This window comes from Sporosarcina sp. FA9, from assembly GCF_051550205.1.
Lineage (GTDB): Bacteria > Bacillota > Bacilli > Bacillales_A > Planococcaceae > Sporosarcina.
Map to the genome: position 1 here is coordinate 2,730,123 of NZ_CP188819.1, position 24,481 is coordinate 2,754,603.

Here is a 24,481-nt window from a genome sequence, read left to right on the forward strand (position 1 = left end):
TTCACACCCTTAAAATCTTATTTCTCATTCCGTTCTCTTCGTTTGAATATAAGTAGACCATTCTATCAAATACACTAATTGGATTTATTTGTCTATCATCATCAATTTTAAACCCTGCAAAACATTGAAACTTATGATCTATTAAATCTATAGCCTCTACTGTTGACTCATCATCTTCTCTTGACCTTATTCTTAACGAGGTAACTTCATCATCATTAACGAACTCCTCTAATATCTCCTTAGAAAATTCATTGTCGATTTCATCAACTTTCTTCAATCCTGAACTCAATGAAATTTCCACAACATCTAAGCCTGACGGTGCTTTACCCCACAATCTTTCAATTATACCATCTGCTTTTGATCCGGTTACTTTCAATTGTATTTTCCTATAAGAACTTTGATTTAAAGCTCTTCTTTTTGCGGAGTTATCGGTAATTAATGCCATTTCAAATGAATCGGCTACTTCAAACTGTTGAAGTAAAGTTCTTAAACAGCCTTCTATAGCGGTCGGACCTAAGGATGAACGGTTTCTTTGTATCATTAGTATATGATTCTCTGGATCGTATAACACACTGACATCATGCCCAATATATTCATCATCCTCTAGTTCAACAGCTTTTGATTCTCCGTGTAAAGTAGTCCTATTCGGAAGAACATAATCTAGTCTTTCAAAAACCAAGTGATAAAACTGTGTATCATAGTCAATACTGACGTTAGCTAGCCTTGCGGGTTCATCGTTAAACCTATACACATGTTTATATTCTTGGTCTAAACCTTCTGTTCTAGCCTCTAAATATCTTTTTCGAACTTCTTCAAAAAGTCTAGCCAAATTAATTACTATTGGGTCTTCGCCTTCAACTTTTGTATAGGGCTTGAAAAAGTTAAATCCAACTCTTTTAGTTACTGACATTTAAATCTCCCCTCTCATTCATCATCTTTCGACAAAAGAGAGTGAAGTCCTTTTAAGTCATAAAAAATACACCTCAACGGGTGTTAGTGTTACGACACATAATCTTCCAAGAGCGCCATTATCTTCTAAGTGGCGGATTCATATACTCGATAGTTTCATCATATTCAACTGCTGTAATAAACCCATGCACTAATGCCGTATCTAATTGTTTCGTTCGGTTATCATCCGTTGCGTAATACTCAATTGTATACTTTTCTGCTGCATACTGCTTCACGGGTTCGTGGTACTCGCTCGGGATGTTCGCAATTCTTTGTGTACCGTGGACGTAAATACATACCGCATAATTTGATGTTCTAAATCCTAATACTGCCATTTTACATTCCTCCATTTTCAAAGTAGTAGTTCATAAACTCCATTAATACCGTGTCTGTTTGTGTAGATTGAGTTTTCGCATTGCCTAAATCAACCTTTAATTGCTCAACCTCAATACTCAACGGCACTTGATACGGTTGTGGTTCTTCCGGTTCGTTCGGGTCGGGATAACTAAACTCTAATGTTTTCGTTTCTACATTCACACGATATCCGTTACTCTCCGCAAAATCCTGTGCATATGCTCCGAATGGTAATTCGAGTACGCCAAACATTTCCGGGTTGCGTTCGGTTAATTCTGTATAAATAATTACATCTTGCGCTAAAGTTGTTTCGAAAACTGCACCTTGTCGTTCTCCTGTATCAACAATTACGTTTCCCGTAAAAACATCAAAGTAAATTCTTTTTCCGATTTGCAACGCTACCACCCCCCTTATTTAATTGCCTTCCAAGTTACGGGATAATTACTTCCCTGTCCTGGAAACGCTGTACCATTAAGAAATGGTAGTTTGAATCCGGAACTATTAACGTAACCAGCGTACGTACTTATTGTGGCTTCACCTGCAACTCCTTCTGTTGTATTGCAAAACACAGTTTTTGTTGTAGAAAATCCTATATCATAAAGCGTGAAAAGTTTATACGGATCTGATGTGTAGCGAATTTCAATTCTACTAGGTTGGAAGCTTAATCCTGAAACAGTGAGTATACTCACTGAACCAGTGTTTGCCGTCCCGGTGGCACTTACTGGTTCAGTAATAATTTGCCCAATTTTCGTAGCCAATGTCGGAAATGCATCGGAAGGGCTTGCCGCTACACCTTTTGCAGTAATCGCACTTGCTACCGCTGTCTTCCCATCACTGGCAAATAGAAAAAGCTCACTTAATGCACCTTCAACATCGGTGGCAGTGAACTTATTGGTAGAATCAATTATTGATATGTTTTTTGCGTTATGAGCATCTATCGCATCTTCCGCCAAATGCGTCGTAACTACACCTTCTAATTCCTCAACTCCGCCAGCTAATTCATGGGCTTGTGCAATGCCTAATTCCATTTTATTCATCACATCGGCAATGATTGGAGTTCCAGGCTCAATGACGTTTCCTTCTTTGGGAATCAGCGTGACCGTTGCATCTGGATTATTTTGCAACTGAAATGTTCGCGGTTTTTCTACTTCCCTGTTTTTCCAATCTGTTGGCGTGTAAGCCATATTAAATCACTTCCTCTCCGCACGTGTACATACCACAGTGCCTGAAATTATCAATATTTCCTCGATAATAAAAATGCAACAAGGCTAAGTTTTTCTCTAGCCGTGCTGCATCATCGTAATTAAATGGTTGATTCGATTCCCAATCAAGCTTATTTTCAATCCAACCGAAAGGCGTGTAACGTTGTTTTAGTAGACTCACATTGCTCTCTACCCTGTTTAGTCCGTCAGCGAATTCGATTGATTTCAAGTCCCTGGATACATCCGAATCAATAATTGGAGGGATATCAAAAGCTGAAATCATTTCAACTACAAAAATCGTATTGTTTTCGACTCGGTTTAAATCTCCGAAATTGTAATAATCGTTTGAATCCCAATCTAATTTAGGCTCAAGCCAACCTACATGAGAGTATACGATCTTATTAATAGTAGTTGGAGTGCCTGCGTTGTTATACGCCGTAATCAGCACAACATAAATGCCATCATCCGATTTCTCGACAACCGCTGACCAAATACCTGGGGCAGATAAATTAAAGGAAGCCTCTACCCCGTTTACAGTGCCGTATACGTAGCTTATACCCGACGAAAGTTGAATCGATATTTGTTCATTCATTAACCGCTCACATCCACAGAGATAATCATCGTAGCCCCTGCATCGACTGGATTCGGTGTAATCGATACGGTACTAATAACAGGTGTGGAAGTATCGAGAGTACCGTTAATTGTTACTGTCGTGACTTGTCCTGCGGCATCCGTTGCGGTAACAATGATTGCGTTAGCACCAGATTTCAAGGTTAATGATTTACTGAAGCTACCGCTCGTAACGGGAACTGCTCCTTGATCTACGTTATTCAATTTAATTGCAACGGTAACAGGTGTTGAAGTAGCGTCGTTCGTTGAGCCTTGTAACACGAGAGCCGCGCTATTTGTAATAAAGTTGTTGCTCGGATTTGTGATATTTAGCGTTGGTGGAATCGTATCAACCGTGTAGGTCCTGCTTGATTGAGTAGCAGCATTACCATCAAAGTCGGATAGATTGATTGTTACCGTATGAGCTCCGTCTGATAAAGCCGTAGGTGGAGTGTACGTGCAATCATATCCATTTGAAACAAGCGTACAAACCATGCCCGCGGATACGTTGGTAATTGTCGTTCCGCCGTCGATTTTAAGCGCTAGTTTCGTGATATCTACGCCTGAACCGTTTGCCTCATCTCGCAATTGGAATACAATCGGTTGCCTAGAGTTGGAAATAAATGCACCGGCTCCCGGTGTCGTTACGTTAATCGTTGGTTTGATTTTCTCTTTAACTAGCAACTTTAAAGAGTTGCCGATTGTTGGTGATAAATCGGTAACAGTCGTTTGGGTGCCTGCTGTATTAGTAGCTTCGACTTCGACCGGATAATAATGTCCAGCGTTCACGTTGTAAGAAGTAACGTTTGGTGCTGTTATTGTCTTTTCATACTTTTTCGAGGTGCTATTATAGGTTAAATCATGGTATACGCCATTTATTTTAACCCTGACCTTTTCTATGGCCAATGTGTTCCCCTCCTTTACATCGCTTCTTGTCCACTGCTAAAAGTACCGCAATAAACAAATTTAGGCGGTAAAAATATTTCTATTTCGGCCGCAACTACGGAGACTATGAATGCGGCATTTTGATTCACTGGATTAGGAGTTAATGAAATACTTTCGACTGACGGTGTTTTTATTCGATAGGATATTTCAAGGTGTGCTTCGCCGCAAATAGCATCTTGCACACCGCAAAAAGCAAGCAATGCTACACACCACCTTTTGTTTCCGTCTTGCCGTTAAGATAACCTGTAAATTCGTATTCTTGTTTCGTGATTCTGGATTGTTTTTTCATGCCGAAGCTATCCTCAACCAGGACAATATCACCGCACTCCAAAGCAGGGTTTTGACGCCAGTTAATGGAGTACAACGCCCGCAAGTTGCTTTCATCTAAAATCCATTGGGCAATTTCCTCGGCATGTTCAACTGACTGAATAAGAGGATTGTCACATTTAAGCACTGAGCCCTCTTTTACGCCGTCATTCGTAAATACGTGTTCAACTTTTTCACCATCAGCGTAGACGGTCATGATAAGCGAATGGACTAACTTATCCAGTTTGATTTGGGGCTCTTTATATACATTTTCAAACGTGATATTTTTCATATCCCACCCAGGGTCAACCATCGGAGTTACCATTCCCGAAAACATATCAGGACCTGCGAAGTGGATATAGCTTGTGCTTTCGTCAAGTAACGCGAATTGCTTGATCACTAACACGCCTTCACGGTCTTGATATACCGCGCTTTTACTTGCGATACCGATGCATTGTAAGGCTTTGCGCGCTTTTAATTTCTCAGGGAATCCAGTTGTCGGAATATCCTTCAATCCATCGTCGATCTCGTAACCAACCACACCCGAACGGATTAGAACGTCCTCAGCCAAGTCGTAGAGCGTTCCTGATGCGGACAATTCGTATTCCTTCTGTTCTAACAGTTCAAGGATATTCCGAGCGGTAAACGTAGATGTCAGAGCACCTTCATCACTCTGCCAATCCGTCAAAAAGTACTTTTCGATATTGATATACTCGAAGTCATCATCTGAGATTTCAACACCGATGGATAGACTTAATTCTTGACGATCTTTTAGGAAACGATAAAAACCGTCTGGATTGAGAATATTAAACTCACGGCTCGAATTGTCTATGGTGAATTTAATTTCATTGGCTGGAAGAGTGTCGCCTACCACGTTCATCTGCTCGATAAGATTTACCTTAATAAGCTTGTCACCTTCATATTCCTTGATGATGCCGAAATCTATTTCAACGATACGAGCACGTCTGAAAGGCATGGCCCACTTTTTTATAGTGACAACGATTTTTCCGTAATTGTCTAAGCCGTGGATCCATACGTAAGTAGTTCGAGTGTTGTTTACAACCGATGTATGAGCGATAAGAGAGTTATTCAAGTCGTATACATCAATATCAAAATCGGAAGCATATTCCTTTGTTTTCTCATCAAAGTGAATCGTTAACCCCATCGAATTATGTTCTTCGAGAAAAGTGAATTCTGCGGTCTGAGGAACAGCGAATATTCCATCCGCACCGCACAACTCGTCACTCCACCACCCGAGTTCGTTGTCATCCTCTTCCGGACGTGGAGGTATGCGAAAGCTACCGTCAAGCTTGAAATAGTCCTGCTCGAATGTTGCGTATTTGTGGGACATGCTACGGATTTTGTTGGTCAGTTGATCCTTGCGGCTGATTTCAGCTTCAGAGGAAACGACGCTCGTATTATCCTCATACGCTTCATTGTCTAGGATTTCAAAGCTTACTTTTGCGGCCGTCTTACGGATAGGTGAATAGACTGCTTGCTTAAACTCAGGACTTACCTCAATCAATCTACGTCACCTACCTTTCAATCACGCTAAATTTGATGTTTTTCCATCGGATTGTTCCATTAATACAATCCAATGCGCCGGCATTTCTGTCGCCGGAGTAAAATGTTCCTGTTTTTTTAGAATTCGTTTGTGGATCTAAGTATTCCACTTGAAAAAACACTGGACTGACAGCACTCATTACCCTGCTTAAATCCTCTTTACTGAGGTAATTCCAAGTCAGTTCAAGCTTTCTTTTCGTTGTTATTCGTTCGATAATCATTGTTCCGTTAGCATTCCGTTCAGCTTTTGAGATGTCTTGAATACCCACTGAATAATCGGAAGGAGTGGGTATCTCCCGACCGTCTACTTTAATCATGAGTCCTCACTCCTTTAGATTGGTTGAATAATCGCTGAGCCGATACGTTGATTCTCTTGTCCTAAATAAGGATTAAGAACACGGGCAAGTGTTGTCCCGTCGAGATTAAGAATGACATCCCCGCCATCGCCACTCGTTTGTTGATTAGCCCCGCCCATTTGCATAGCTGCCATAACTGCAGTACCTAGAGCACTCGCTAACTTGTCCACGAACGGTGTATTTTCAAGCGGTATGACCATTTCTTTCCCCGCTTCACCCGCAATGTAATTACCAAAGTTGGTAGCACCATCCACGATACCTCCACGTGCAAGTTTAGGGATTCTAGGAACTGAAATTGGTGAAATTTGTATGTCTACGCCGGGAATCGCATTTATTAATTTGATTGCACCCTGAATCATTGTGTTTATCCCGTCTAGTACCGATTTAACAGCGAAGTTGATAATGTCAATAGTAATATTCAGTACTCCTTTAAAGATGCTAGAAATCATTTCTACAATGCCCTTAAATACATCTCGGATTCCTTCCCAAGCCTTCGTCCAGTTTCCAGTAAATACGCCAACAATGTAATCAATTAGCCCGCCCATAACCTTGAGAGTACCTTGGATATATCCCGCAATCATTCCTACCGCAGAACCTACCACGTCAGCTATGAATTGGAACACCCGGGTGAATGTGGGGCTTAATTTCTCAATCAGATAATTCACAATCGGCAAGATGAATTTATTTAATATTTCTAACGCTCCATTTACGAGTTTCATGATAAAAGTACCGACCTCTTCGACAAGTCCTTTTAAGTGCTTATCCCATAGCCATGTGAACATTTCTAAAAACGGCGTAATAATCGGATCTAGTATCTTGTCCCAGAGTAATTGAAACAGGTCCCTGATTCCGTCGAACAATCCAGAGAGGTTATCAAGGAGAGTTTGTCCATGTTTTTTCCAGAGATCCTGGACGATTTGCAAAGTGTCAAGTACGATTTTTTTAAGTAAGTCAAATACTGGTTCGATCACCGTTTTGTATATGTCATTAATCAGATTGGCTAACCACTCAAAAGTCTTGGCTGTCTCTTTAAAAGCAAATACCAAAATATCTGTAAAGATTGGCACTAATACTTCTTGAATTCTTTTTGCGATAGGAAGAATAAAACTATTTAAAAGATAATCTACTAAAGGTTTTATTGTCCCATCCAATAAATTCTGTAACGACTTTGCTACAGAGGTATTGGCATCTACCCACGCTTTCTTTATACGCTCCAACGAAGGTAACCAAGTACCATTCCATAAACTGACCATCATATCTGTGGTATTCTTGAAAGTTTTTGCAAGTAGTTCAATACTCCAAACTGCAACATTCGCGAGTACCGGGGCGAAGTCTTTTACGAATCCGATAACAATACTAGGGATGAAATCTGTTAGGATGTAGCCGGCCATCGGCTTTAAATAATCTTCTACCAGTTGAATGAAAGTCTTTCCGATATCTGCAAAAGCTACTTTAATAGGCTCTATTGCATCGTATAGAGGTTGAAGTGCCGGACCTATTCCACTGAAAGCGCCGGCGAAAATCAACCCTATGCCTTTCGCACCTTCGCCCATTTCGGAAAATATCCCTTTTACTTTATCGGCCATCGCTTGGATTTGAGCGGGGATTGCTTCGGTATCGATTTCAGGCATTTCAAAATCTAGCATACCTAAGTCATCCATTCCACCAATCCCGCCACCATCCGCACCGGACCCTCCACTAGAATCTGAATCAGAATCTTTCGACGGCTCAGATAGTGTATTGATTTCATCGAATCCGGCTACTGACCGCTTAGCTTCTTCTGCTGCCTTTTTGACCTTCTTGCCAGACTTCTCAGCTTTCTTCCCGGCGTTTTCAGCAGCTATTCCAAATGAATCCTGTGCCACTGCACCACCACCCGCAGCTACATTCGATTGTTTCTGTGATTTGGAAACACCAAAAAAGGCCTGCATGAAATACTTGAAATAAGCCGTTACCTTAACAAGCCAACCCGCTAGTTTTTGGAGAACAGGGATGACAAAGTTTGCAATCGGCATAAACGCTTGACCGATATTGACCTGGATATCTCCTAGCGTTTTACTTAAAAGTGCTAGTCTCCCAGCGTATGTGTCCGCATATTTTGCCGCATCCCCAATTTGAAAACGAGTCTCGTTCATGATGCCGTTAACTTCGGCTTGAATCTTCTCTTGATCCGATAGATTCTTAGCGGTTTTTCCGATGGTAGTTGCGTAATCCTCCCACATCTTCGCGACGTTACGAGTTACACCAGCATTGTCGACTAGAACAGAGTTTTCGTTTTTTAAACCCTCAGTTGCCGTTGCGACCGCCCCGCCTAGCGTTAAACCCGCTTGGCGTCCGAATGCTGCCGAGTCCTTCAGTCTCTCCATCGTTTGTTCAATTTGGTCATCGTTATATCCCCGAGCCGCTAGGTTTTTGTATGCCATAACCGCATCTGTAAGGGGTACAAGACCATCACTGATATAATCGTTGATAAATCCTTTGGCTTTCCCGAATGAACGCCCTTGCCCCTCCATGATGGATTGTAGCCCGAGAAAGGCGCTTTCTAACTCGCTAGCCGCCATAACGGCATTCTTCACGTGTTTACCGATACCAAGTGCAGCTATCGCTACCGCTACTGCTTTAAACGCTTTTTTCATGCCATCAGTAGAGCTTTTAACCGCACTATTCATTTTACCTAATTCCTGTTTAACTCGATCTAATTCTCTTCGTAAATCAGATGTTTCCGACGTTATCAGTATCTGGAGTTCTTCCAGCGTGATTGCCAAGACGTTCACCTCGCTTCCGCTTTTCGGCTGCATATGCTTCGATTCGAGATTTCATAATTTGCCACTTTTGTTGTTGCATATTTTCTTGTTCTGCTTTTTGTTCTAATTCCGGGAATATGCCAGGGTAAGCTTCGTGTATTGCCATAGGAGCTTGCTTATTTCCCATCATGATGCCGACGAGTGATGCGATTTGATCAGCTTGTCGGTACGCAATAATTGACTGAATGCGCATATCAACCTCTTGTTGCTTGCTGTAAGCTGTCATCGTTGCTGATATTTCCGCATAAGTCATATCCCAAAAAGAAACTGGATCCACACCACTTTCACAAGCGATTGGATACAGTTTCTCGAATAGTTCCGTTAGGTTTTTTACTGGCTCGCCGGTGTCTTCGCTCCCTGAGCCGCCCCGTTGAAAAAACCAGATACCTTAAACACGTCCATGAGCACAGGCATTAGGTCAATGTAGGAGTTTCCATCTTCTGTGTATTCGTCATAAAGGCTTAATACGTCATCGAACTTTGTGCCGTGGTGAAATTTCTGCATCGCTGCATGAAGGATAAGCAATACACTACTGACAGATGGTAAATCTCCACCTTCGATTGCCATAAGGATTGATAGGGGATTTCGACCACCTAATTTCTTTTCTAATTCAATAATTCCACTTGCTGTTATTCTCATTTTGAAATCTTTTGTGCCGACCGTAAATGTTGTATATCTCATAATTGGTTTCCTCCCATAATAAAAAGCGTCCTCGGATCGAGAACGCTTTTTTGTTTATTTATTAAGTTGTAAAAGATGGATTAAGTCGTTGGATTCGTCACTTCTATATCACTTTGTAAGCTCATTCCGACCGAGAACGTCATTGCTGCATTGACAGCAGCTGCATCCATTTTCACGTTGACATAAGAGCTGAATTCATGACCTGTACCGTCCGGATACTCAAGTTTGAATTCAACGGGTTTGTCTGCATCCTGTAATCCCTTCAATACACGATAGTTGCTGTCTGCCGTTTCGTTATCATACAAAAACTTAAACGTAAGATCGCCCAGGTCTTTAACACCGTTTATATACTTTTTAACGGAATCGGATAAAGTGGTAACCTCTACCTTCTCGGGATCTCCACCCATTTCGGGTACTTCCATAAGGTGTTCAAGCACCTCGAAGGTTGAACCGCTAGCTTTGTAGCTCAGTGTTGTGTCTTTCGTTAATAATCCTGCCATTTATAGTCACTCTCCTTTATTGGTGTACTAGATTCGTTCGTTTGTCGACAATACCGCGATAACGCATTGTTTTACGTTTCATGCCACTAGGATCATTTAGATCGGTTGCAAACTGACGAAGAAAACCGATGTTACTCATTTTCTCGTCAACTTTTTTGGCAATTGCACCAGTTGATTTCGTATGCCAAACATCAATCAAGATGGTGATTTCCGTTTGGATTTCAGTACGTATCTTACGATAATTTGAGTTGTCGGCTTCCTTGAATGTTATGTGTGGAGTTTGTTTTGGGCCGGTCGGAAATTGGTCTGATGCAGTTACGCCCGGAATGGACGATAGCAATGAAAAGATTTCCGGTTTAACATCGTACATTATGAACCACCCATTTTCTGAATGTCCTTTTTCAATTGTTCTTTCACTGTATCTAGCACCTTATCTTTATTGTTCTTAAGTGCCGGATAAAGAAAAGGTTGAGCATCCATCCCTGCCCAATCTTGACGGTAGTTTAAGTTCTCGGGTGATTTAGGTGGGGATGGTGACTCTTCGCCTCGTTGACCTGTCCCGAACTCGACATAAGGACCATAATAAATGTTAGTGGAAACCTTACCGGTGATGACCCCGTTTTTTTCTTCGGTTTTCTCCTCGATACTATTCCGTAATAAGCCGCTATCACCAACGGGCGCAAGCAGTTTCGCTTCACCCTGTACCATCTTATTAGCTTTCCTTATCCCGACTTTAAGCGACTTGTGACTGTTACCGCCGAGTTGGTCAAGCTTCTTCATAAGGCCGTCTAAACCCTTGATTTGACTCATGTTCTCACCTTCTCAAAATCTACGACGTAATGAGTATTCCATCGTCTAATAGCGATCACCTTATAATCTGGTGTCGCATTAGGTTTAACGTAGATACATGCCCCATCCGATTCTAAGATGTCGGTGTTAGTCTCAACATAAGCGGTAAGCATGTACGCTAGGCGTTCACCGTACATTTCTATCAAGGTTCTACCGCCCGCGGGTTGGACGTTAGCACGGATTACATGTCCAACTGGATCCATTTCCTCGGAAGTCGTTCCGTCCGGTTCTGTAACGATGATTCGACGTTTAACGGTGTATGGTTTCAAATCACTTTGTTTAAGTCGCATAGCGTACCAACTTAGCTAAACGTTTTTGATTGATGGCGCTTTGTAATGATTGCGGTAAGTCTTCGAAGGAGCGACTAATTCCGCCCTCTGAGTGAGATGACTGCCCCTCTACACCTTGCTTGTTGTATTGGATGATCACTATCTGCCGTTGAATCGATTCCAACGACGGTGGTAGCTTAGTTCGATTCGTCAGAGTAAGTAAATCAGCTTCAACATCCTCTAACATTAATTGCAAGAGGTCATCCCGCTCAAGATCATTGATATCTAGCTGAATTTTTAATTTCTTTAATTGCATCACAGACACGTCTTCACCTCCGTGAAAAAGAGAGCGATTATTCGTCGCCCTCTTGTTTTTGATTATCTTCTTGTAACTCATGAATCTGGATAGCTTCCAATATTTCATCACGCTTTTTAGCATCGCCAAGGTCGATTTCATGTGATGCTGCATAATCTTTAAGTTCAGCGATTGTCATTTCTTCGATTGTCTTCTGAATAACCTCCACGTCACCAGTAACAATAACGAGTGATTCATTAACATACTTTTCTTCCATTTCAAAAGAAGAACCCGGCTGATACGTAATGCTCTCGTATCGCACCGGGATATCTTTAACTTGTACTATTTTCATGAATTTTCTCTCCTTTACGCAATTGGTTGAGCTTGGAATACTTCGTCCGCCGCTGGGAATGACGGAATTGCTGTTGCTACTGCTTTCGTCCAAGTAGATACCGGGTCAACGTTTTCCTCGTAGACCATCGCAAGCACGTTTCCGATTTTGCTAGTTTCAATAGACGGATCACGAGTTAAGCGAATTTCTTCCGCAGTCGGACCGAATAACGTTTCACCAAGAGCACCATCACCGAACATAACAAATGCATTCTCCGGGAAATAACGGTGAGTTGTGTATGTTCCGTTAGCAGCCTGTTTACGGAATTTAGCATCGTAAGAAGCCAACCTTGGTAGTTGAAGACTTTCTAAGAATGTGTTCAATTCCCCTATTGATACAATTCGACCTGAATCTTTACCATAAAGCGCCGATTTTACATTAGGGTTCGTTAGTAATGAAGCTAACACGATATTAGATGTTAGCGCTCTAGTAGGTGTAGCGGATAAAGAATTCGCCCATCGAATCATATCTTCGATTGGACTTGATGTCGGGTCCGTCCAGAGATTTACCCCGGATAATGCTTCTTTGTTTTCGGTGGGAACACCATAATCAAGGACAGCACTCAGGCCGTTCTCCGCAAGAGTTAACGTTCCTTTCGCCAAAACTTCCATACGCATCTGTTCGACTCGCGCATTGACGCCTCTCACTAATGTGTCCACGTCGTTGTACACGTTTTGCATTAGATATTGCTGTTCTGCCGCATTACGTGGACTTTCTAAAGCGATGATTTCCTTTTCTGTTAACTGCATTTTACGTTTAATAAGTGCAGCTTCTAACGCCATTTCGCTTGCTTCACGTGATCCAATTTCCGACTCTGTGTCAAATGAATGGACAGATGCTATTACTGGCGTACGACCCGCACCTTTGATTAGGTCAAATTCTAGCGATTGCTTCTTCACTTCGGGGAATAAAGCTGCTCCGAGAAGTGGTGCATATTCACGGTTCTGAAGGTAGTTCAATACCTCTCTCTGATTAAATAAATCCAATACGTTCGGCATATGTTGTTTCCTCTTTTCTGTTTGTTATTTTATCTAAATTTGATTTCTTTTAGTGCTGTTTTCGCTTCTGCAGACGGTGCAACAGGAAGACGTGCTTCAAGGATATAAGCTTCAACGAGCAACGGTCCGGCTTGCGGTCCGTTCGTCACATCCACGTCAGTCAATAAGATACCTTCGGCTGTTGCATCATTCGCTGGGAGAATAGTTCCAGCCAACACAACTTTACGGCCATTCGCATCAGCGGTTACCCCTGTTTGTTCCACCTGAGTAGTAAACGATTGAAAACGTGCACTTGCTAGGAAGTTAATCTGTTCTGCTGTTTCTTTTTTTGATACGTACATTAAAATTCTCCTCTCTTAACCCCATAATGTTGTTGCAACTGGTTTACTTTTTTCATTCAGTGATTTGGCGAAGTTTGCACCGACACTTGTTTCTGCTCCACTTTTACCACCGCCACCAGGAGCTTTGTCGCCTCGTAGTCGTTCGTTCACGCCCGCTTCAACTGATTCACGGAACGCCTTTTCTACCGCGTCAAGACTCGCACTGGTCGAATCAGCATCAGTAAATACCAAGATTTCAGCAAGTTGCTTTGGGAGGCCTTTTTCTGCAAGCGTTTCAAGTGCAGATGCACGAAGTTCACGACGGGTAATGTCGGCTTCTCGGTCTGTAAGCTTCAATTCCTGTTGTTGACGTTCGTAGTCGGCTTTCTGTACGGCATTCATAGTTGCGAGTTTTTCAGCTTCTGTTTTAGCGTCTTTAAGTTTAGTGTTGAACTCTTTCTCCCACTTCGCTTGCGCTTTACCTAACCGATCACCTAGGATGCGGTCTAATTCAGTTTGTTGTTCAGTTGTGAACTCAATCTTGGCAGGAGAATCTACTGGGTCAGCAGGTGGATCTACAGGGTCTGTCGGTGGATCCGTTGGGTCAGCAAAGAATTGTAGGTTCAATCGCAAAGGTAAATTAGAGCTTTCAACAACAGGCTTTTGTAACGTAAATAACGACTTGATAAATGACATTAATAACATAATAAGTTTCATAATTACCTCCACCGTTTAACGCCCGTCGGCTTTATCCATGCGTCTTTTAATGTCGTAGGCACGTTTTGGACAAAATAAATAGCCGCTCAATCAGCGACTTAAGCGAGTGATATGAAAACAACGGAATCGAACGGCGCAGAAAAGATAACTCTCATTGAGTTGTCGTAGAAAAAGTACACGTTGTCACCTTCGATGACTTTGTGCACCTCGTCAATAAACTTATCTATCAACCTGTCACCATTTGCGACCATCACTTTATATTTCATGTTACCCCCCCTAGATTCCTTGGCTACATGACGGAGTAGCGAACCGAGATAGGACCACTTCCTCTCTATTCAATAATGTAATCATCAATAGAATAGCAACGTCCGAACCACATTTTCCATACCGTGAAATGCTTTTTACCATTTTCTGTGTATTTCGTTCTGTAAGTCAGTGGTAATAGCTGTTTAATGTACCAGAGCATCTTCTTCACTTCCTCTCATCATAATAATGTATGTGGATTTTAGGCTCGTTCGCATATTTCCCCCTCCGCATTTCCTTTGGGAATATAAAAAGCACTCCCACCAGTAAAGGTTTAAAGTGCTTCACTACGTTGTTTTTTTACTTTTCCTTCTCTTATCCAACTTCATAGACGCCCAGTTTTCAGCATTGCTATATTTCAAATCTTGGAATGCAGCGAATGACTTCGGCGCATCTTTCCCCAAGACTCCCTTGAACTGATTAAATTGTTTCTTATCGGCAGCCTTATTCTGAATCTGTTTCTGAATGCTATCAATCCTGTCTTTTCCGTGCTTCTCGTTCAGACCTTCGCGCCATTTGTTATAATTGGTACCTGCCGGAATAAGTTCATTCTTCCCTGTGACCGGGTCACGGGCTCGACGCTGGATGTTCGCAAGAGATCCATCACCAAAGTGCGCGATAGTTGTTGAACGACAAAACGGATGCATCGGAGGCATGTTCACGCCCGGCTTTGCATCTTTAACGGAAAACACTTTCAAATCGAGGTCCCGACACTTTTTAGATGTCTTTTTATCCAGGGTTGCAAGGAATGCGTATTCATCAATTTCAGCTTCTTCATAAGACTCCATCTCGGCCGCATTAGCCATGTAGGTTGTTTCTGTGCGGACTAGACGATTAGCTGCATATTTGCCTACGTTCATTCGTTCAGCCAGTTCTTTGCTCATTTGAGCAGTTCCGGCACCACTTTCGAAACCTGCGGTAATCACGTCATTGACCTGCGACGCCAGTACATCCGTGTTATCCCAGATTCTTGATGAAAACTGTTTACCTGCCCAAGGATCTTTCAAAATCGCTTCGACTCTACTCGTCGGCATAGGAGAGAAGTCAAAGCCAACTCCTAATCCCTGCTGAACGTCGAACATCGTCCGATAGTAGGCATCATCGATTGTATTGATGTAACCAGTCGTAGTAGCTGTAATCTCGGCATCTGCGATAATCTTGGACTGAATATAGGTGTTTTCCTTCAACGCCTCTAAACGAGTAATACGGGCACTATAAGCCGGTGCATTCAATCGATTCATCAGTTGTCGTTTTATGGCTGGGTCTTTAATTCTGTTCGCTTTAGATTTAATTGAGAGCCATTCAGCTTTTGAAATCGGCTCGTTCAATATCTTTCGTGCTTCTTCAGCAGATAGATTCCCATCCTTAGCAAACTTACCGAATATCTTATCGGCTTCTGCTGTTATATCCTTAGTTGCTTTATCATAAGCAGTGGTAACCGTTCGAACAGTAGCATCAGCACCTCGGTGATACTCAGTCATTCGTTGCAATGACCGTTTGTCCCAATAAGCGTTACTCCTCTTCTTCATCGCCTGTCACGTCCTCGGGTGAATCCATCGGAAAGCCGAACGCTTTTTGATTACGTGTAATTGCTTCTTCCAGTTGTACTTTAACCTTTTTAATTTCTCCCGCTGGATCTTCGATAAATGGAATTTGAGCTAATAGAGTTTCATCGCTTGCGAAGTCTCTTAACGACACAAGTTCCTGTACCGTCATTTCGTTTTCGGGAAGATTGCGAGTCATCGTGATAACTACATCATCAACATCAACCGCTTTACCTTTAACGCCGAGAATGTTTGCAAACAACTTAAGGCGTTCTCGAAGTCCTTGGATATAATAACGCTCCTTGATGACTGCTAACTGCTCTAATCCGAGCAACTTATATTTCATGGCCACTCCGGAAGATTGAGCCGCAAAGTTCTCGTCAGTTAGATTCGGGACCATTGAAAACTCATGGATATCAGACTTGATTGCATCCTTCAATACTTCTACTTCTGTTTCGTTCAAACCCTTAACAAGCCAGGAAGCATCCGCTCCCGCTTCCGGCAATTCTAATATCTTATGCTTTTTCAACATCCTTGCAGTTTTGGACGCCTCTTCTTCGTCATCCCCAAAGGACATGCCGACAACTTTAAGAATGGCATCCACCAACTGTTCTTTATCATTCACTCGATCCGATTGCAAGACGTTATATGCATCGATTAAGCTAATCTGTTGCTCATAGTCGCCCTGTTGCTCTTCGTTATTCGAGAACTCAGTAACCGGAACAGCCCCGTAATAGTGAGATTCTTGGTCAATAGTTTCATAATCCTCACCGTCAACTTCTTTGATGAAATACTTAAACACTTGCGTTTCATCGTAAACGTTGACATTGTAGCCAATCACTTTGTTATCGATGTCCCTTTTCTCGTAATAGTGAACGCCGAACATAGACTTATATTCAACCGTGTCATCGACAACCAAAAAGATTTGACGCGGATCAATTACGGCCACTTTAGGAATCGGAACCTCGTCGCTGCTCATGAAATATAATTCAAGTCCTCTACCAAACACTGACAAGTCTTTCGACAACTCCGAATCATGTGAAACAATATCAATCGATTTGTAAGCTTCTGTGATTGCATCTATTTGTTTACCTTCATACTGGATTGGATTACCGAACACATAACCGGATGAGATGTCCGTAATGTATTTAGCGTGATTTGCTACCAATCTATTGTTGGGCAACCCTTTATCCTCGTCTGATTCACGGTCTAATATGGCGTGTTTACCTAGGTAGTAGTCATCCAGTCGGTTCAGCCGTTCAATATCCTTCTGGTGCTCTTTGATGCAACTGGCAATCAGCTCTACTGGAATGCCACCCTCTATTAATTCTCTATCACGAATAATTGCCACGTTATCACCTCAATCCTAGTTTCGATTTGCTACTTACTTTCGCTTTCAAGTGACCGAATAGAATCGTATTGACGAAGTATCTGTCACTGTCCATATGGTGATCGTTCGTTTTGATAGGCTTCTCTTCACCACGATCGGACGCTTTCTTGTCCCAAATGTATGAAGAGAACTCTCGAAACGTCTCTTTGCAGCAATCGTTATATTTTATTTTGTCGTTTTTCAATGAACTTGCCACTTTGCGGATACCGTTAATGACATCATTGTTTGCGTCAATCACATTAAATCGATCTCTTTTTAATTGAGCTTTGAAAGAAGCTGCTGACGGGTCGATGATTATTTTCGCTTTAATACCACCCAAGAATTCTTTCAAATCGGCACTATACTCACTATCCGTTCTTTGTGTACCTCCACGACCGCTATGGTGGTGTTCTTTGACTTTGTACCAAACGCCAGCATAAAGACCCCACAATCCGAAGACAGTAGGGTTCTGAGTTCCATAGTCGACCGCAACATAATACTTTGAATAGGGTCTATCAACTGTAGGAACAACGTGCTCTTTTTCATTGAACATGTCATAGATAACACCCTCTGCAAGTACCCACAACCCAAGGATGAACCGCTTGTAGAATATTCCCGAATAAAGTCTACGGTAACGATCCTTCACTTTTTCGGATAATGAAAGGTTATCTGCCATTGTGAAATGTAGTTGAATAAGTTTCTTTTCTTTCAACTTGTCTATGAATTCTAATTTAAACCAGTGATAAGGCCCCTCGGGGTTACAGTTAAACCAGAGTTTTGAGCCGTCTACTGAACAACGAGCAGTTGCCTGGTTAACAAATGACTGCGGCATTAGTGCAACTTCATCGAATAGCATTCCGGCTAACGTAATCCCTTGGATAAGATCCTGTGAACCTTCATCTTTACCACCGAACACATAAAAGTAGTTAGTTACACCGTTACGTGAGATTGACAGCATATTTTCCGAACGATGGTCCTTAACTTTGTATCCGCGCGCTTTTAACATACGCTTCAACGGCGTGATTACGTTTCTTCGGAATGAACCAATCGTTTTACCAGCCATTCCCATGTTTTCATCCTTGAACGTGTCCATTGCCCACATAACGTAAGAAAGGGACATGACAATCGTCTTACCTGCTCGAACCGAACCGTCACAAATGATGCCATCCATGTCCTTAACGGGTGAACCTTCACGCCACCAGGTCAAGACTTGCTTTTGTTTAATGGAAAACGGTTTAAATTTGAATGGCGCAGGTTTCTTCTTGAATTGCTTTTTTTCAGTTAGGAATGAAAAGTATTTAACTATCTTCTTCGGTTGGGTTTTCGACATCGCCCCACACCTCCGAGGTTGTTGCGTCTAGTGCTTCGTTGAATCCGTCATCTTCGTATTGCTCGGGATCTTCGTTTCCGAATGCTTTTGCATGTGCAATTTTCAGTTTTTCTTGTTCTAGTTGACGTTTGAAATGGTCTGGTAACATATCGAAGTACTTGGTCAACATGTCTAAGGCTTTCATCTTGTCCGCTAACTTAACAACGACACCATCACGACCAAGTTTCAACTCTGAGATAATCGTTCCATCTACTTCATCCGACGGTTTAAAGTCCACAAATCCTTGTTTGTAGGTGATCGGCTTAAAGTTGTCATCAAGCAACACCGCACCAGTTTCAGGGTTTCTTTCAGACTTCTCTACGCTGCCGAACTCTACGAAATCCGTTATGTCTGCAAAGGCTATTTGAATGTACTTATTGAGCACGTCCATCGCATCTATGAAGATACCTTGTTGCATCTCACCTTTGAGTCTTCTGATTTCCTCGGCAACCTTAGGAATTCTTATCAGCCTACTGCCTTCAACGTGAGCACTGTTCCTCGCATACCCTGCCTTAATAGCCGCCATCGTCTGATTAAAACTCTTAATGTAGTAAATACAAAAAAGCCTCTGCTTGTCGGTTAAATCATCCGACTCCACAAAGACTTCTTTTTTCTCTTTCTTAGTTGTAGTACTACGCTTTTTCTTTGTAGTACTACACTCATTCGGCTTTAAGAATGCAGTCCATTTATCCCGACTTTTCCAGGCACTGATTGTTTTAGCTGGAGCATCTACTAATTCTGCTATTGCTTTGTTTGTTATTTCACCTTTGTGTTTCTTCCAGATTGCATATGCTTCATCCCGTTTAGGATTTCTTTTAGACAATTCACATCACCGTCCGCCTCCTTTATTTTTAGGTATATAAAAAGCACCCCGGAGGATGCCGTTCTCATCGAATTATCAGACTAAAATTTGTCCGCTACTTTCAAATAAGAGTACTCTATATCCGTTTTGTCAAGTAGTTCTTTTCGTTTTATTTTAATTGTGTCTTTATAAATAGGTTCGATTTCTTTTATTTCGCGTAACTCTCCATCATCAAATATATAAGCGGATAACTGATAACTTTCACCATCTCTATAATTCTCCCTAAATCTAGTAAGTGTGTTTGATTTGTATGGGAACTCTTTGCAAACAACTAACTGCATTACTAGTTGTTGATGCTCTAATCCATATTTCTCTAATTTATTTTCACTAGTTATTTGATCTCTAGTACTTTTTATAATTTCTTTCTCATCATTAGGGTAAATTAAGAAATAATAGCTGCTAACATTCTTTATTATTAAGGAAATACATATGTTATTTTCTGAATCAACATTTTCGTTATTATTATATGCTCTAAGTAACGAGAATATCTGATTTGCATACTCTTCTGTTTCAAAACAGAGGCCTATCAAGAAAGGGACTTTTTCCTCAGTTGGCACTCCATAAACAACGGCCCTCCATTCATCTGGTTTGTATTCGAAGTCTGGCAAAGGCTGAACGTATAAACTGTTGTAGTGATATGTAGTTTTTTCGATAAAAGTTTGAATCCCTAAAAGTGTTAAAGTTATTAATCCTGCAATTATAGGTATAAAAGATAAAAAACTCGATATTATTCCTAATAGAGTCAAAAACCTCAAAGTCCAAATTACATGTTTTCGGTATTTCTCATGTAATTTAAGTCTGGGTATTTTTTTGTCAAAAGAAAGCTCCACATAAGACTTCCTTTTATAGTTGAGCAAGTGCAGTCTAGCTTTAACCTTTTTATATAACTTCATAATTTTATAATCCCCCCTCACTGACATCATTCGCCAAATAAGGTGTAAATCCTCTAAATATTCACTCGTATGTAAAGGGCTGTAGGAGGGGTTCTGTCGCTCGAACGCACCCCTCCTTTAATGGTTCCCCTCACCATGGTCACTTTGCACATCATCCGCATATCATGAAACTTTTATTCTTTCGTCAATTTTCTTCCTTGCTCGACGTATAGACTGTTGAACCATACTCTTGCTTACGCCTAATTCTTCGGCAATCTTTGACCAGCTCATACCTTGTGCCATGTGCAATATATAGCATTGTCTTTCTCGTAAAGAAAAAGATGCCAGAATATCCGCCATAATAACCTTCTCTTCCCTAGTCATAAACAAATGCTTTTTATTAATATCATTCCCTTCCCTCAATTGCATTTCAATATCCGGAATCAAATCAATATTTTCATACGACCTACGCTGATAGACAGCCTTTTCATCAACCCCGCGAAACGTTCCTGGTTGCCTTCCGGTAGTCATCCATTCAAGCGAATAAGTCATGGAATCAATCATGCTGTTGAATTGCTTCAAATCATTCATTTCCATCGGATTATCCCTATCTAATTGATCCGCACGTCTCCTTAATTCTTGTCGCCCGCCAATATATTCATGAATTAACCGATCCGCCCAATTTAACATGCTAATCACTCCTCTTATTTTGAAATACAAAAAAAGGACAACAAATGACACAGCACAATGCTGTAATCAATCGTTGTCCTCTGGTTGGCCAGGGGGACTTATATATGCATAAGATACTTTATGGTTAATTTTAATTCCTTTAAACCCTTAGCTGTCAACCTTGAATCAATATCAAAAATCCCATGATTTACTAAATTATTGATGTAATTCTCATCGTATGATTCGTTTACTATTTCTTTTACCATTTTTGAGAACTGCATGTTATCCATATTGTCAAGAAAACTCTTACCATATACACTCAATAAATCAAGTGCAATATCATGGTAATAATCATCAGTGAATTTCCTCTTATTCCTAAAGTTTTTATTTTTATTTATTTTTTTCTTTAATTCTATATTTTCATCTTGTATTTGAGAAAACTTTTCCTCGAATTCTTTAATTTCATCTTTGGAGACTTCCCCAACCTCCATTTTTTCAAGAAGTTCCTGTATATTCTTTTGTGCTTCACCTAATACATCTTCTTGCAAACTATTATTAATAAACGGTAAGTTATCGAATCTTTCATTGAGTCTAGTACTATAATGTTCAATATTTTTTAATGCTTCACCGAACTTCCCTTCCATCGCTGATAATGTTTTTGCAATATCTCGGGTATGATTATATGATCTATCGTAAAACTGATTACTTTGCTCAGTAGCTTTAAAATAAAAAAATGATGATAGAAAAATAGAAAAGAAAGCCAATAATGTCGTTAATATTATTGCTACATCAATCTCAAACTTTCTTTCAGTAACAACAAGAAAGATAATAATGAATAAAGAAACAATTATTACCGAGGAAACTGAACCAATAATCAACCAACTGTAGCGATTATTAATTTTTATGGTATATGGAACTGCTGCTGCTTCGTTTGCAACTTCCCCTGCTTCCTCATTCTCGTTACTACTCCCGGGTTTACCTTTTGATGATTTGTTCAAAACTCTTCCCCCTCTTCCCTCCGCATCCGTCTAACTTTCCCCTGATGCGTAACAATCCTATACTCACCATGCTCCGGAAGTTCCCTAACTTTCGCCATACCCTCCGAAATAACTACCACACAGTTTGCAGGTAAGTCTATTATACCAATTCCTAGCATTAATGCACCTTGATTTATTGTAATATCTTTGTTCACCAGGACCCCTCCTATGTGTTATACTTTCCTTGTCAGAGGCAGGAGAAAGTCCTGTCTTTTTTTATACCTAAAATAGCCCGTGTCTTCGTTCTTTTATATTTTCAAGTTCAGCCTGCTCGATAACCAAGAGCACGACTTCCAACGCTGGACGCCTCAACTGCTTCGCAATCGTCTCAATGTTTTCCCTGTCATTCCACATCGCCCTAAACACATCTGTTTCCCTCTCCGTAAAAAACCAATTAATCTTAACCTCATCCAGCAGCACACGCTGTTTCTCCTTAACTTGGATCATCCGTCATCACTCCCTCACGAACCGTTGTGCATACCTCAACTGCTGAAACACATACGGATCGTCATGCTTACCACCACCAGCCAACCAATCCGTAATCCTGGCATGTATATCCTGTAGTGCTTCCAACGGTATTTTATCCGCTATTTTCGATATTTCGTTTATCGGATTCATTTAATCAGCACCTTCAAATCGTAGTTAGATTCAATAAATTTAATGGATAACGCTCGGTTTATGTCATTTCCTAATGCGTCATAAATTAGGTACATGTCGGCTTTAGTGAAATTGGTTTCCAGTAGTTCATTCAAGCTTTTCAGTACTTTGGGTGACCAATATTTATTCAAACTTTTTGCAATGGGCCTCGATAGCCAAGCGAACATTTTACACTTGAAATCTAATGCCGTATTTACATCTTCTAAACGAAAATACACATTGTTTTTCGGCTCTAATATAATTTCGTTGCTATGATTAATAAAGCACTTAGGGAATATCCGCAACGAGTGATTTATAATACTTTTCAAAGCAATTTCTTTGTTTAAATCGTTTATTTCCTCTGTCTCAGTCAATTGAATCGCTCCTTTATTTTCCACTGTCAACTAAATTACTTTTATGAGATGATAAACACCTTATGAAAGGATGTTTCCATGAAGAAAAACTTTATCATTTACCCTAGAACTAAAATTGATATGACTGAACCACTCATTGAAATTGTTGAAGCGCCGCTGAAAGTTAAGTTAAAAGCTTACATAACTGGATATCAGGAAGATTACGGCGAATTACCGACTACTGAGCGCATCCGGTCCATATTCGACATATCAAACCAAGACGCTGAAATGGCGTTAGTCGTATTCGGGAAGTAATCACAGTCCTTTTTAAGGACTTTTTTTATTGTGCAATTTCTTCGAACTGCGTACTACTTAATTTCGTAATAATTGGCATCTAACTGTTCCCAGACCCATTCTTTGAATTCTTTCTCGATTTCCTCCTTTGTCATATCACTTGGGAGTTCAACAATTTCTTCTTGTTCATCCCCTGCACTAATAGATACACGGAAATGATGTTTCTTCAACGACCTCACTCCTTCGCATAATGTGTCAAATGTTCACTTGCTCAATCTTCCATACGCATATCCCGACAGCGTAATCAGCACACCTGTAACGATGACCGCGATACCTTCCGGAAATGCGATAATTGTCATTCAAACTCTCCTTTTATCCTCTAAGTATTCAGAGTTATCCCGCCTCATTACCGCGGAATAACTTGTGCGCGATTCATTACCGCCATATTTGAGCACTGCTTGTCCGCCACTCCGATAGCCGCTATTTTTCCAAACGTTTCCTTCTGTTTCGTGTGTGAAAGTTTTGACAAGTTCGAATCCCCTTGACTCGTTATCTGTAATTCTCTGAGCTAGTTCATCCGCTGATTGTGCATTAACCGGAATAGTAAAATATGCCATACCGTTTCACCCCTTCAGTATTAGATATCGACTTTTTCAATGGCCGGCATTTCACCCAATCGCCCTAAACTTATTTGTTTGTGCCTCTCGATTTCTTGATCGAAATCATGACGTTTTATAATCGGTATCAATTGCTTTCCGACCCCTTCAAAAAACTCTATTGCACCCTCCTTGGTTGCTGTCGTCATCATGACCCCGAAGTTAATTGGTAACTCTAAGAGTTTCGCCCCGGTCGTGATTTCCGAAATTATAATAAGTTCTTCAGTAGGAGTGGCACAAAATCGGTATTTCCCCACTTTAATTTCATGACCGACTATTGATTTCCATCCGTCTGAAAACGCTAGATGAAAGCGTTGCAATTGCTCATTTACTGTAACCTCCATTGAATTCACTCCCTTAAAATTTGATTTTTAATTGGTCAAAACACTTTTCGCACAATCGAAAAGAAC

38 protein-coding genes are annotated in these 24,481 nt (G+C 41.0%); 1 reads left to right on the plus strand and 37 read right to left on the minus strand.

The features are described 5' to 3' along the window. Position 1: 1 nt before the first annotated feature. The 34 genes from ACP8HH_RS13760 to ACP8HH_RS13925 form a co-directional block, all read right to left on the minus strand. A complete protein-coding gene (locus ACP8HH_RS13760; protein ID WP_438312204.1) occupies positions 2-910 on the minus strand; it encodes a DUF6731 family protein in 909 nt (302 codons plus the stop codon). Positions 911-1,028: 118 nt separating this feature from the next. After that, positions 1,029-1,283, minus strand: a complete 255-nt coding sequence (locus ACP8HH_RS13765; RefSeq protein WP_438310782.1) for a hypothetical protein — start codon at positions 1,281-1,283, stop codon at positions 1,029-1,031. 1 nt (position 1,284) lies between these two features. Continuing rightward, entirely contained in the window at positions 1,285-1,707 is a 423-nt protein-coding gene (locus ACP8HH_RS13770; protein WP_438310785.1) for a hypothetical protein, read from the minus strand. 5 nt (positions 1,708-1,712) lie between these two features. After that, positions 1,713-2,486, minus strand: coding sequence for a hypothetical protein (locus ACP8HH_RS13775; protein ID WP_438312206.1), 774 nt, complete (start codon positions 2,484-2,486; stop codon positions 1,713-1,715). 1 nt (position 2,487) lies between these two features. After that, complete coding sequence (locus ACP8HH_RS13780; RefSeq protein ID WP_438312207.1) at positions 2,488-3,096, minus strand: hypothetical protein; 609 nt, start codon at positions 3,094-3,096, stop codon at positions 2,488-2,490. Further along, complete coding sequence (locus ACP8HH_RS13785) at positions 3,096-4,019, minus strand: Ig-like domain-containing protein (RefSeq protein ID WP_438312209.1); 924 nt, start codon at positions 4,017-4,019, stop codon at positions 3,096-3,098. The genes ACP8HH_RS13780 and ACP8HH_RS13785 overlap by 1 nt, the downstream gene beginning before the upstream one ends. A 14-nt stretch (positions 4,020-4,033) precedes the next feature. Further along, entirely contained in the window at positions 4,034-4,258 is a 225-nt protein-coding gene (locus ACP8HH_RS13790) for a hypothetical protein (protein ID WP_438312210.1), read from the minus strand. Between the two features lie 2 nt (positions 4,259-4,260). Then, entirely contained in the window at positions 4,261-5,889 is a 1,629-nt protein-coding gene (locus tag ACP8HH_RS13795) for a hypothetical protein (RefSeq protein WP_438312212.1), read from the minus strand. Positions 5,890-5,899: 10 nt separating this feature from the next. Beyond that, entirely contained in the window at positions 5,900-6,244 is a 345-nt protein-coding gene (locus ACP8HH_RS13800; protein ID WP_438312213.1) for a DUF6711 family protein, read from the minus strand. Between the two features lie 14 nt (positions 6,245-6,258). Beyond that, entirely contained in the window at positions 6,259-9,048 is a 2,790-nt protein-coding gene (locus tag ACP8HH_RS13805) for a phage tail protein (RefSeq protein WP_438312214.1), read from the minus strand. Further along, the gene (locus ACP8HH_RS13810) at positions 8,996-9,340 is read right to left on the minus strand and encodes a hypothetical protein (RefSeq protein WP_438312216.1); all 345 of its coding nucleotides are present in this window, start codon (positions 9,338-9,340) and stop codon (positions 8,996-8,998) included. The genes ACP8HH_RS13805 and ACP8HH_RS13810 overlap by 53 nt, the downstream gene beginning before the upstream one ends. 77 nt (positions 9,341-9,417) lie before the next feature. Beyond that, positions 9,418-9,768, minus strand: coding sequence for a DUF6096 family protein (locus ACP8HH_RS13815; RefSeq protein ID WP_438312217.1), 351 nt, complete (start codon positions 9,766-9,768; stop codon positions 9,418-9,420). Between the two features lie 80 nt (positions 9,769-9,848). Beyond that, positions 9,849-10,268 (minus strand): phage tail tube protein, encoded by a 420-nt coding sequence (locus ACP8HH_RS13820; RefSeq protein ID WP_438312220.1) that lies wholly within the window; start codon positions 10,266-10,268, stop codon positions 9,849-9,851. Positions 10,269-10,284: 16 nt separating this feature from the next. Next, complete coding sequence (locus tag ACP8HH_RS13825) at positions 10,285-10,638, minus strand: hypothetical protein (protein ID WP_438312223.1); 354 nt, start codon at positions 10,636-10,638, stop codon at positions 10,285-10,287. Then, positions 10,638-11,078, minus strand: a complete 441-nt coding sequence (locus ACP8HH_RS13830) for an HK97-gp10 family putative phage morphogenesis protein (protein ID WP_438312225.1) — start codon at positions 11,076-11,078, stop codon at positions 10,638-10,640. Before ACP8HH_RS13830 ends, ACP8HH_RS13825 begins: the two co-directional genes overlap by 1 nt. Further along, on the minus strand, positions 11,075-11,407 hold the full coding sequence (locus ACP8HH_RS13835; protein WP_438312227.1) for a hypothetical protein: 333 nt from the start codon (positions 11,405-11,407) through the stop codon (positions 11,075-11,077). The genes ACP8HH_RS13830 and ACP8HH_RS13835 overlap by 4 nt, the downstream gene beginning before the upstream one ends. After that, positions 11,397-11,702 (minus strand): phage head-tail connector protein, encoded by a 306-nt coding sequence (locus tag ACP8HH_RS13840; protein WP_438319185.1) that lies wholly within the window; start codon positions 11,700-11,702, stop codon positions 11,397-11,399. The genes ACP8HH_RS13835 and ACP8HH_RS13840 overlap by 11 nt, the downstream gene beginning before the upstream one ends. A 37-nt stretch (positions 11,703-11,739) precedes the next feature. Further along, positions 11,740-12,033: a hypothetical protein gene (locus tag ACP8HH_RS13845; RefSeq protein WP_438312230.1), complete on the minus strand. Its 294-nt coding sequence runs from the start codon at positions 12,031-12,033 to the stop codon at positions 11,740-11,742. A gap of 14 nt (positions 12,034-12,047) precedes the next feature. Then, the gene (locus ACP8HH_RS13850; RefSeq protein WP_438312231.1) at positions 12,048-13,070 is read right to left on the minus strand and encodes a major capsid protein; all 1,023 of its coding nucleotides are present in this window, start codon (positions 13,068-13,070) and stop codon (positions 12,048-12,050) included. Positions 13,071-13,099: 29 nt separating this feature from the next. Beyond that, positions 13,100-13,411: a hypothetical protein gene (locus tag ACP8HH_RS13855; RefSeq protein ID WP_438312233.1), complete on the minus strand. Its 312-nt coding sequence runs from the start codon at positions 13,409-13,411 to the stop codon at positions 13,100-13,102. A 15-nt stretch (positions 13,412-13,426) separates the two neighbouring features. Then, a complete protein-coding gene (locus ACP8HH_RS13860) occupies positions 13,427-14,107 on the minus strand; it encodes a DUF4355 domain-containing protein (protein WP_438312235.1) in 681 nt (226 codons plus the stop codon). A 98-nt stretch (positions 14,108-14,205) separates the two neighbouring features. Beyond that, complete coding sequence (locus tag ACP8HH_RS13865; RefSeq protein ID WP_438312236.1) at positions 14,206-14,373, minus strand: hypothetical protein; 168 nt, start codon at positions 14,371-14,373, stop codon at positions 14,206-14,208. 65 nt (positions 14,374-14,438) lie between these two features. After that, complete coding sequence (locus tag ACP8HH_RS13870; RefSeq protein WP_438312238.1) at positions 14,439-14,573, minus strand: hypothetical protein; 135 nt, start codon at positions 14,571-14,573, stop codon at positions 14,439-14,441. Positions 14,574-14,697: 124 nt separating this feature from the next. After that, positions 14,698-15,939 carry a minor capsid protein gene (locus ACP8HH_RS13875; RefSeq protein ID WP_438312241.1) on the minus strand — a complete coding sequence of 414 codons (1,242 nt, stop codon included), beginning with the start codon at positions 15,937-15,939 and terminating at the stop codon, positions 14,698-14,700. After that, entirely contained in the window at positions 15,923-17,305 is a 1,383-nt protein-coding gene (locus ACP8HH_RS13880) for a phage portal protein (RefSeq protein WP_438312243.1), read from the minus strand. The genes ACP8HH_RS13875 and ACP8HH_RS13880 overlap by 17 nt, the downstream gene beginning before the upstream one ends. Positions 17,306-17,309: 4 nt before the next feature. Further along, positions 17,310-18,653 carry a PBSX family phage terminase large subunit gene (locus tag ACP8HH_RS13885; RefSeq protein WP_438312244.1) on the minus strand — a complete coding sequence of 448 codons (1,344 nt, stop codon included), beginning with the start codon at positions 18,651-18,653 and terminating at the stop codon, positions 17,310-17,312. Beyond that, entirely contained in the window at positions 18,622-19,515 is an 894-nt protein-coding gene (locus ACP8HH_RS13890; RefSeq protein WP_438312247.1) for a terminase small subunit, read from the minus strand. Before ACP8HH_RS13890 ends, ACP8HH_RS13885 begins: the two co-directional genes overlap by 32 nt. 80 nt (positions 19,516-19,595) lie before the next feature. Next, positions 19,596-20,447 carry a hypothetical protein gene (locus ACP8HH_RS13895; protein ID WP_438312248.1) on the minus strand — a complete coding sequence of 284 codons (852 nt, stop codon included), beginning with the start codon at positions 20,445-20,447 and terminating at the stop codon, positions 19,596-19,598. A 162-nt stretch (positions 20,448-20,609) separates the two neighbouring features. Continuing rightward, positions 20,610-21,116 carry a sigma-70 family RNA polymerase sigma factor gene (locus ACP8HH_RS13900; protein WP_438312250.1) on the minus strand — a complete coding sequence of 169 codons (507 nt, stop codon included), beginning with the start codon at positions 21,114-21,116 and terminating at the stop codon, positions 20,610-20,612. 98 nt (positions 21,117-21,214) lie between these two features. Continuing rightward, positions 21,215-22,093: a hypothetical protein gene (locus tag ACP8HH_RS13905; protein ID WP_438312251.1), complete on the minus strand. Its 879-nt coding sequence runs from the start codon at positions 22,091-22,093 to the stop codon at positions 21,215-21,217. Beyond that, complete coding sequence (locus ACP8HH_RS13910; protein ID WP_438312253.1) at positions 22,090-22,287, minus strand: XtrA/YqaO family protein; 198 nt, start codon at positions 22,285-22,287, stop codon at positions 22,090-22,092. The genes ACP8HH_RS13905 and ACP8HH_RS13910 overlap by 4 nt, the downstream gene beginning before the upstream one ends. Positions 22,288-22,354: 67 nt before the next feature. After that, the gene (locus ACP8HH_RS13915; protein WP_438312254.1) at positions 22,355-22,579 is read right to left on the minus strand and encodes a hypothetical protein; all 225 of its coding nucleotides are present in this window, start codon (positions 22,577-22,579) and stop codon (positions 22,355-22,357) included. A gap of 6 nt (positions 22,580-22,585) precedes the next feature. Further along, positions 22,586-22,750 carry a DUF6877 family protein gene (locus tag ACP8HH_RS13920; protein WP_438312255.1) on the minus strand — a complete coding sequence of 55 codons (165 nt, stop codon included), beginning with the start codon at positions 22,748-22,750 and terminating at the stop codon, positions 22,586-22,588. Continuing rightward, the gene (locus ACP8HH_RS13925; RefSeq protein WP_438312258.1) at positions 22,747-23,142 is read right to left on the minus strand and encodes a hypothetical protein; all 396 of its coding nucleotides are present in this window, start codon (positions 23,140-23,142) and stop codon (positions 22,747-22,749) included. The genes ACP8HH_RS13920 and ACP8HH_RS13925 overlap by 4 nt, the downstream gene beginning before the upstream one ends. Before the next feature lie 78 nt (positions 23,143-23,220). On the opposite strand from ACP8HH_RS13925, the gene ACP8HH_RS13930 reads away from it, so the two are divergent. Next, positions 23,221-23,436, plus strand: coding sequence for a hypothetical protein (locus ACP8HH_RS13930; protein WP_438310850.1), 216 nt, complete (start codon positions 23,221-23,223; stop codon positions 23,434-23,436). Between the two features lie 53 nt (positions 23,437-23,489). On the opposite strand, the gene ACP8HH_RS13935 is transcribed toward ACP8HH_RS13930, so the two are convergent. The 3 genes from ACP8HH_RS13935 to ACP8HH_RS13945 form a co-directional block, all read right to left on the minus strand. Continuing rightward, positions 23,490-23,645: a DUF7167 family protein gene (locus ACP8HH_RS13935; protein ID WP_438312261.1), complete on the minus strand. Its 156-nt coding sequence runs from the start codon at positions 23,643-23,645 to the stop codon at positions 23,490-23,492. Positions 23,646-23,774: 129 nt separating this feature from the next. Beyond that, positions 23,775-24,032, minus strand: a complete 258-nt coding sequence (locus tag ACP8HH_RS13940) for a hypothetical protein (RefSeq protein ID WP_438312264.1) — start codon at positions 24,030-24,032, stop codon at positions 23,775-23,777. 20 nt (positions 24,033-24,052) lie between these two features. Further along, a complete protein-coding gene (locus ACP8HH_RS13945; RefSeq protein ID WP_438312265.1) occupies positions 24,053-24,415 on the minus strand; it encodes a hypothetical protein in 363 nt (120 codons plus the stop codon). Positions 24,416-24,481 lie beyond the last annotated feature (66 nt).

Coding starts and splice junctions, on each gene's coding strand:
- ACP8HH_RS13760 (WP_438312204.1), bottom strand. CDS start 910: ATGTCAGTAACTAAAAGAGTTGGATTTAACTTTTTCAAGCCCTATACA.
- ACP8HH_RS13765 (WP_438310782.1), bottom strand. CDS start 1,283: ATGGCAGTATTAGGATTTAGAACATCAAATTATGCGGTATGTATTTAC.
- ACP8HH_RS13775 (WP_438312206.1), bottom strand. CDS start 2,486: ATGGCTTACACGCCAACAGATTGGAAAAACAGGGAAGTAGAAAAACCG.
- ACP8HH_RS13780 (WP_438312207.1), bottom strand. CDS start 3,096: ATGAATGAACAAATATCGATTCAACTTTCGTCGGGTATAAGCTACGTA.
- ACP8HH_RS13800 (WP_438312213.1), bottom strand. CDS start 6,244: ATGATTAAAGTAGACGGTCGGGAGATACCCACTCCTTCCGATTATTCA.
- ACP8HH_RS13810 (WP_438312216.1), bottom strand. CDS start 9,340: ATGACTTATGCGGAAATATCAGCAACGATGACAGCTTACAGCAAGCAA.
- ACP8HH_RS13815 (WP_438312217.1), bottom strand. CDS start 9,768: ATGAGATATACAACATTTACGGTCGGCACAAAAGATTTCAAAATGAGA.
- ACP8HH_RS13820 (WP_438312220.1), bottom strand. CDS start 10,268: ATGGCAGGATTATTAACGAAAGACACAACACTGAGCTACAAAGCTAGC.
- ACP8HH_RS13825 (WP_438312223.1), bottom strand. CDS start 10,638: ATGTACGATGTTAAACCGGAAATCTTTTCATTGCTATCGTCCATTCCG.
- ACP8HH_RS13830 (WP_438312225.1), bottom strand. CDS start 11,078: ATGAGTCAAATCAAGGGTTTAGACGGCCTTATGAAGAAGCTTGACCAA.
- ACP8HH_RS13835 (WP_438312227.1), bottom strand. CDS start 11,407: ATGCGACTTAAACAAAGTGATTTGAAACCATACACCGTTAAACGTCGA.
- ACP8HH_RS13840 (WP_438319185.1), bottom strand. CDS start 11,702: ATGCAATTAAAGAAATTAAAAATTCAGCTAGATATCAATGATCTTGAG.
- ACP8HH_RS13845 (WP_438312230.1), bottom strand. CDS start 12,033: ATGAAAATAGTACAAGTTAAAGATATCCCGGTGCGATACGAGAGCATT.
- ACP8HH_RS13850 (WP_438312231.1), bottom strand. CDS start 13,070: ATGCCGAACGTATTGGATTTATTTAATCAGAGAGAGGTATTGAACTAC.
- ACP8HH_RS13855 (WP_438312233.1), bottom strand. CDS start 13,411: ATGTACGTATCAAAAAAAGAAACAGCAGAACAGATTAACTTCCTAGCA.
- ACP8HH_RS13860 (WP_438312235.1), bottom strand. CDS start 14,107: ATGAAACTTATTATGTTATTAATGTCATTTATCAAGTCGTTATTTACG.
- ACP8HH_RS13865 (WP_438312236.1), bottom strand. CDS start 14,373: ATGAAATATAAAGTGATGGTCGCAAATGGTGACAGGTTGATAGATAAG.
- ACP8HH_RS13870 (WP_438312238.1), bottom strand. CDS start 14,573: ATGCTCTGGTACATTAAACAGCTATTACCACTGACTTACAGAACGAAA.
- ACP8HH_RS13875 (WP_438312241.1), bottom strand. CDS start 15,939: ATGAAGAAGAGGAGTAACGCTTATTGGGACAAACGGTCATTGCAACGA.
- ACP8HH_RS13885 (WP_438312244.1), bottom strand. CDS start 18,653: ATGTCGAAAACCCAACCGAAGAAGATAGTTAAATACTTTTCATTCCTA.
- ACP8HH_RS13895 (WP_438312248.1), bottom strand. CDS start 20,447: ATGAAGTTATATAAAAAGGTTAAAGCTAGACTGCACTTGCTCAACTAT.
- ACP8HH_RS13900 (WP_438312250.1), bottom strand. CDS start 21,116: ATGTTAAATTGGGCGGATCGGTTAATTCATGAATATATTGGCGGGCGA.
- ACP8HH_RS13915 (WP_438312254.1), bottom strand. CDS start 22,579: ATGATCCAAGTTAAGGAGAAACAGCGTGTGCTGCTGGATGAGGTTAAG.
- ACP8HH_RS13920 (WP_438312255.1), bottom strand. CDS start 22,750: ATGAATCCGATAAACGAAATATCGAAAATAGCGGATAAAATACCGTTG.
- ACP8HH_RS13930 (WP_438310850.1), top strand. CDS start 23,221: ATGAAGAAAAACTTTATCATTTACCCTAGAACTAAAATTGATATGACT.
- ACP8HH_RS13940 (WP_438312264.1), bottom strand. CDS start 24,032: ATGGCATATTTTACTATTCCGGTTAATGCACAATCAGCGGATGAACTA.
- ACP8HH_RS13945 (WP_438312265.1), bottom strand. CDS start 24,415: ATGGAGGTTACAGTAAATGAGCAATTGCAACGCTTTCATCTAGCGTTT.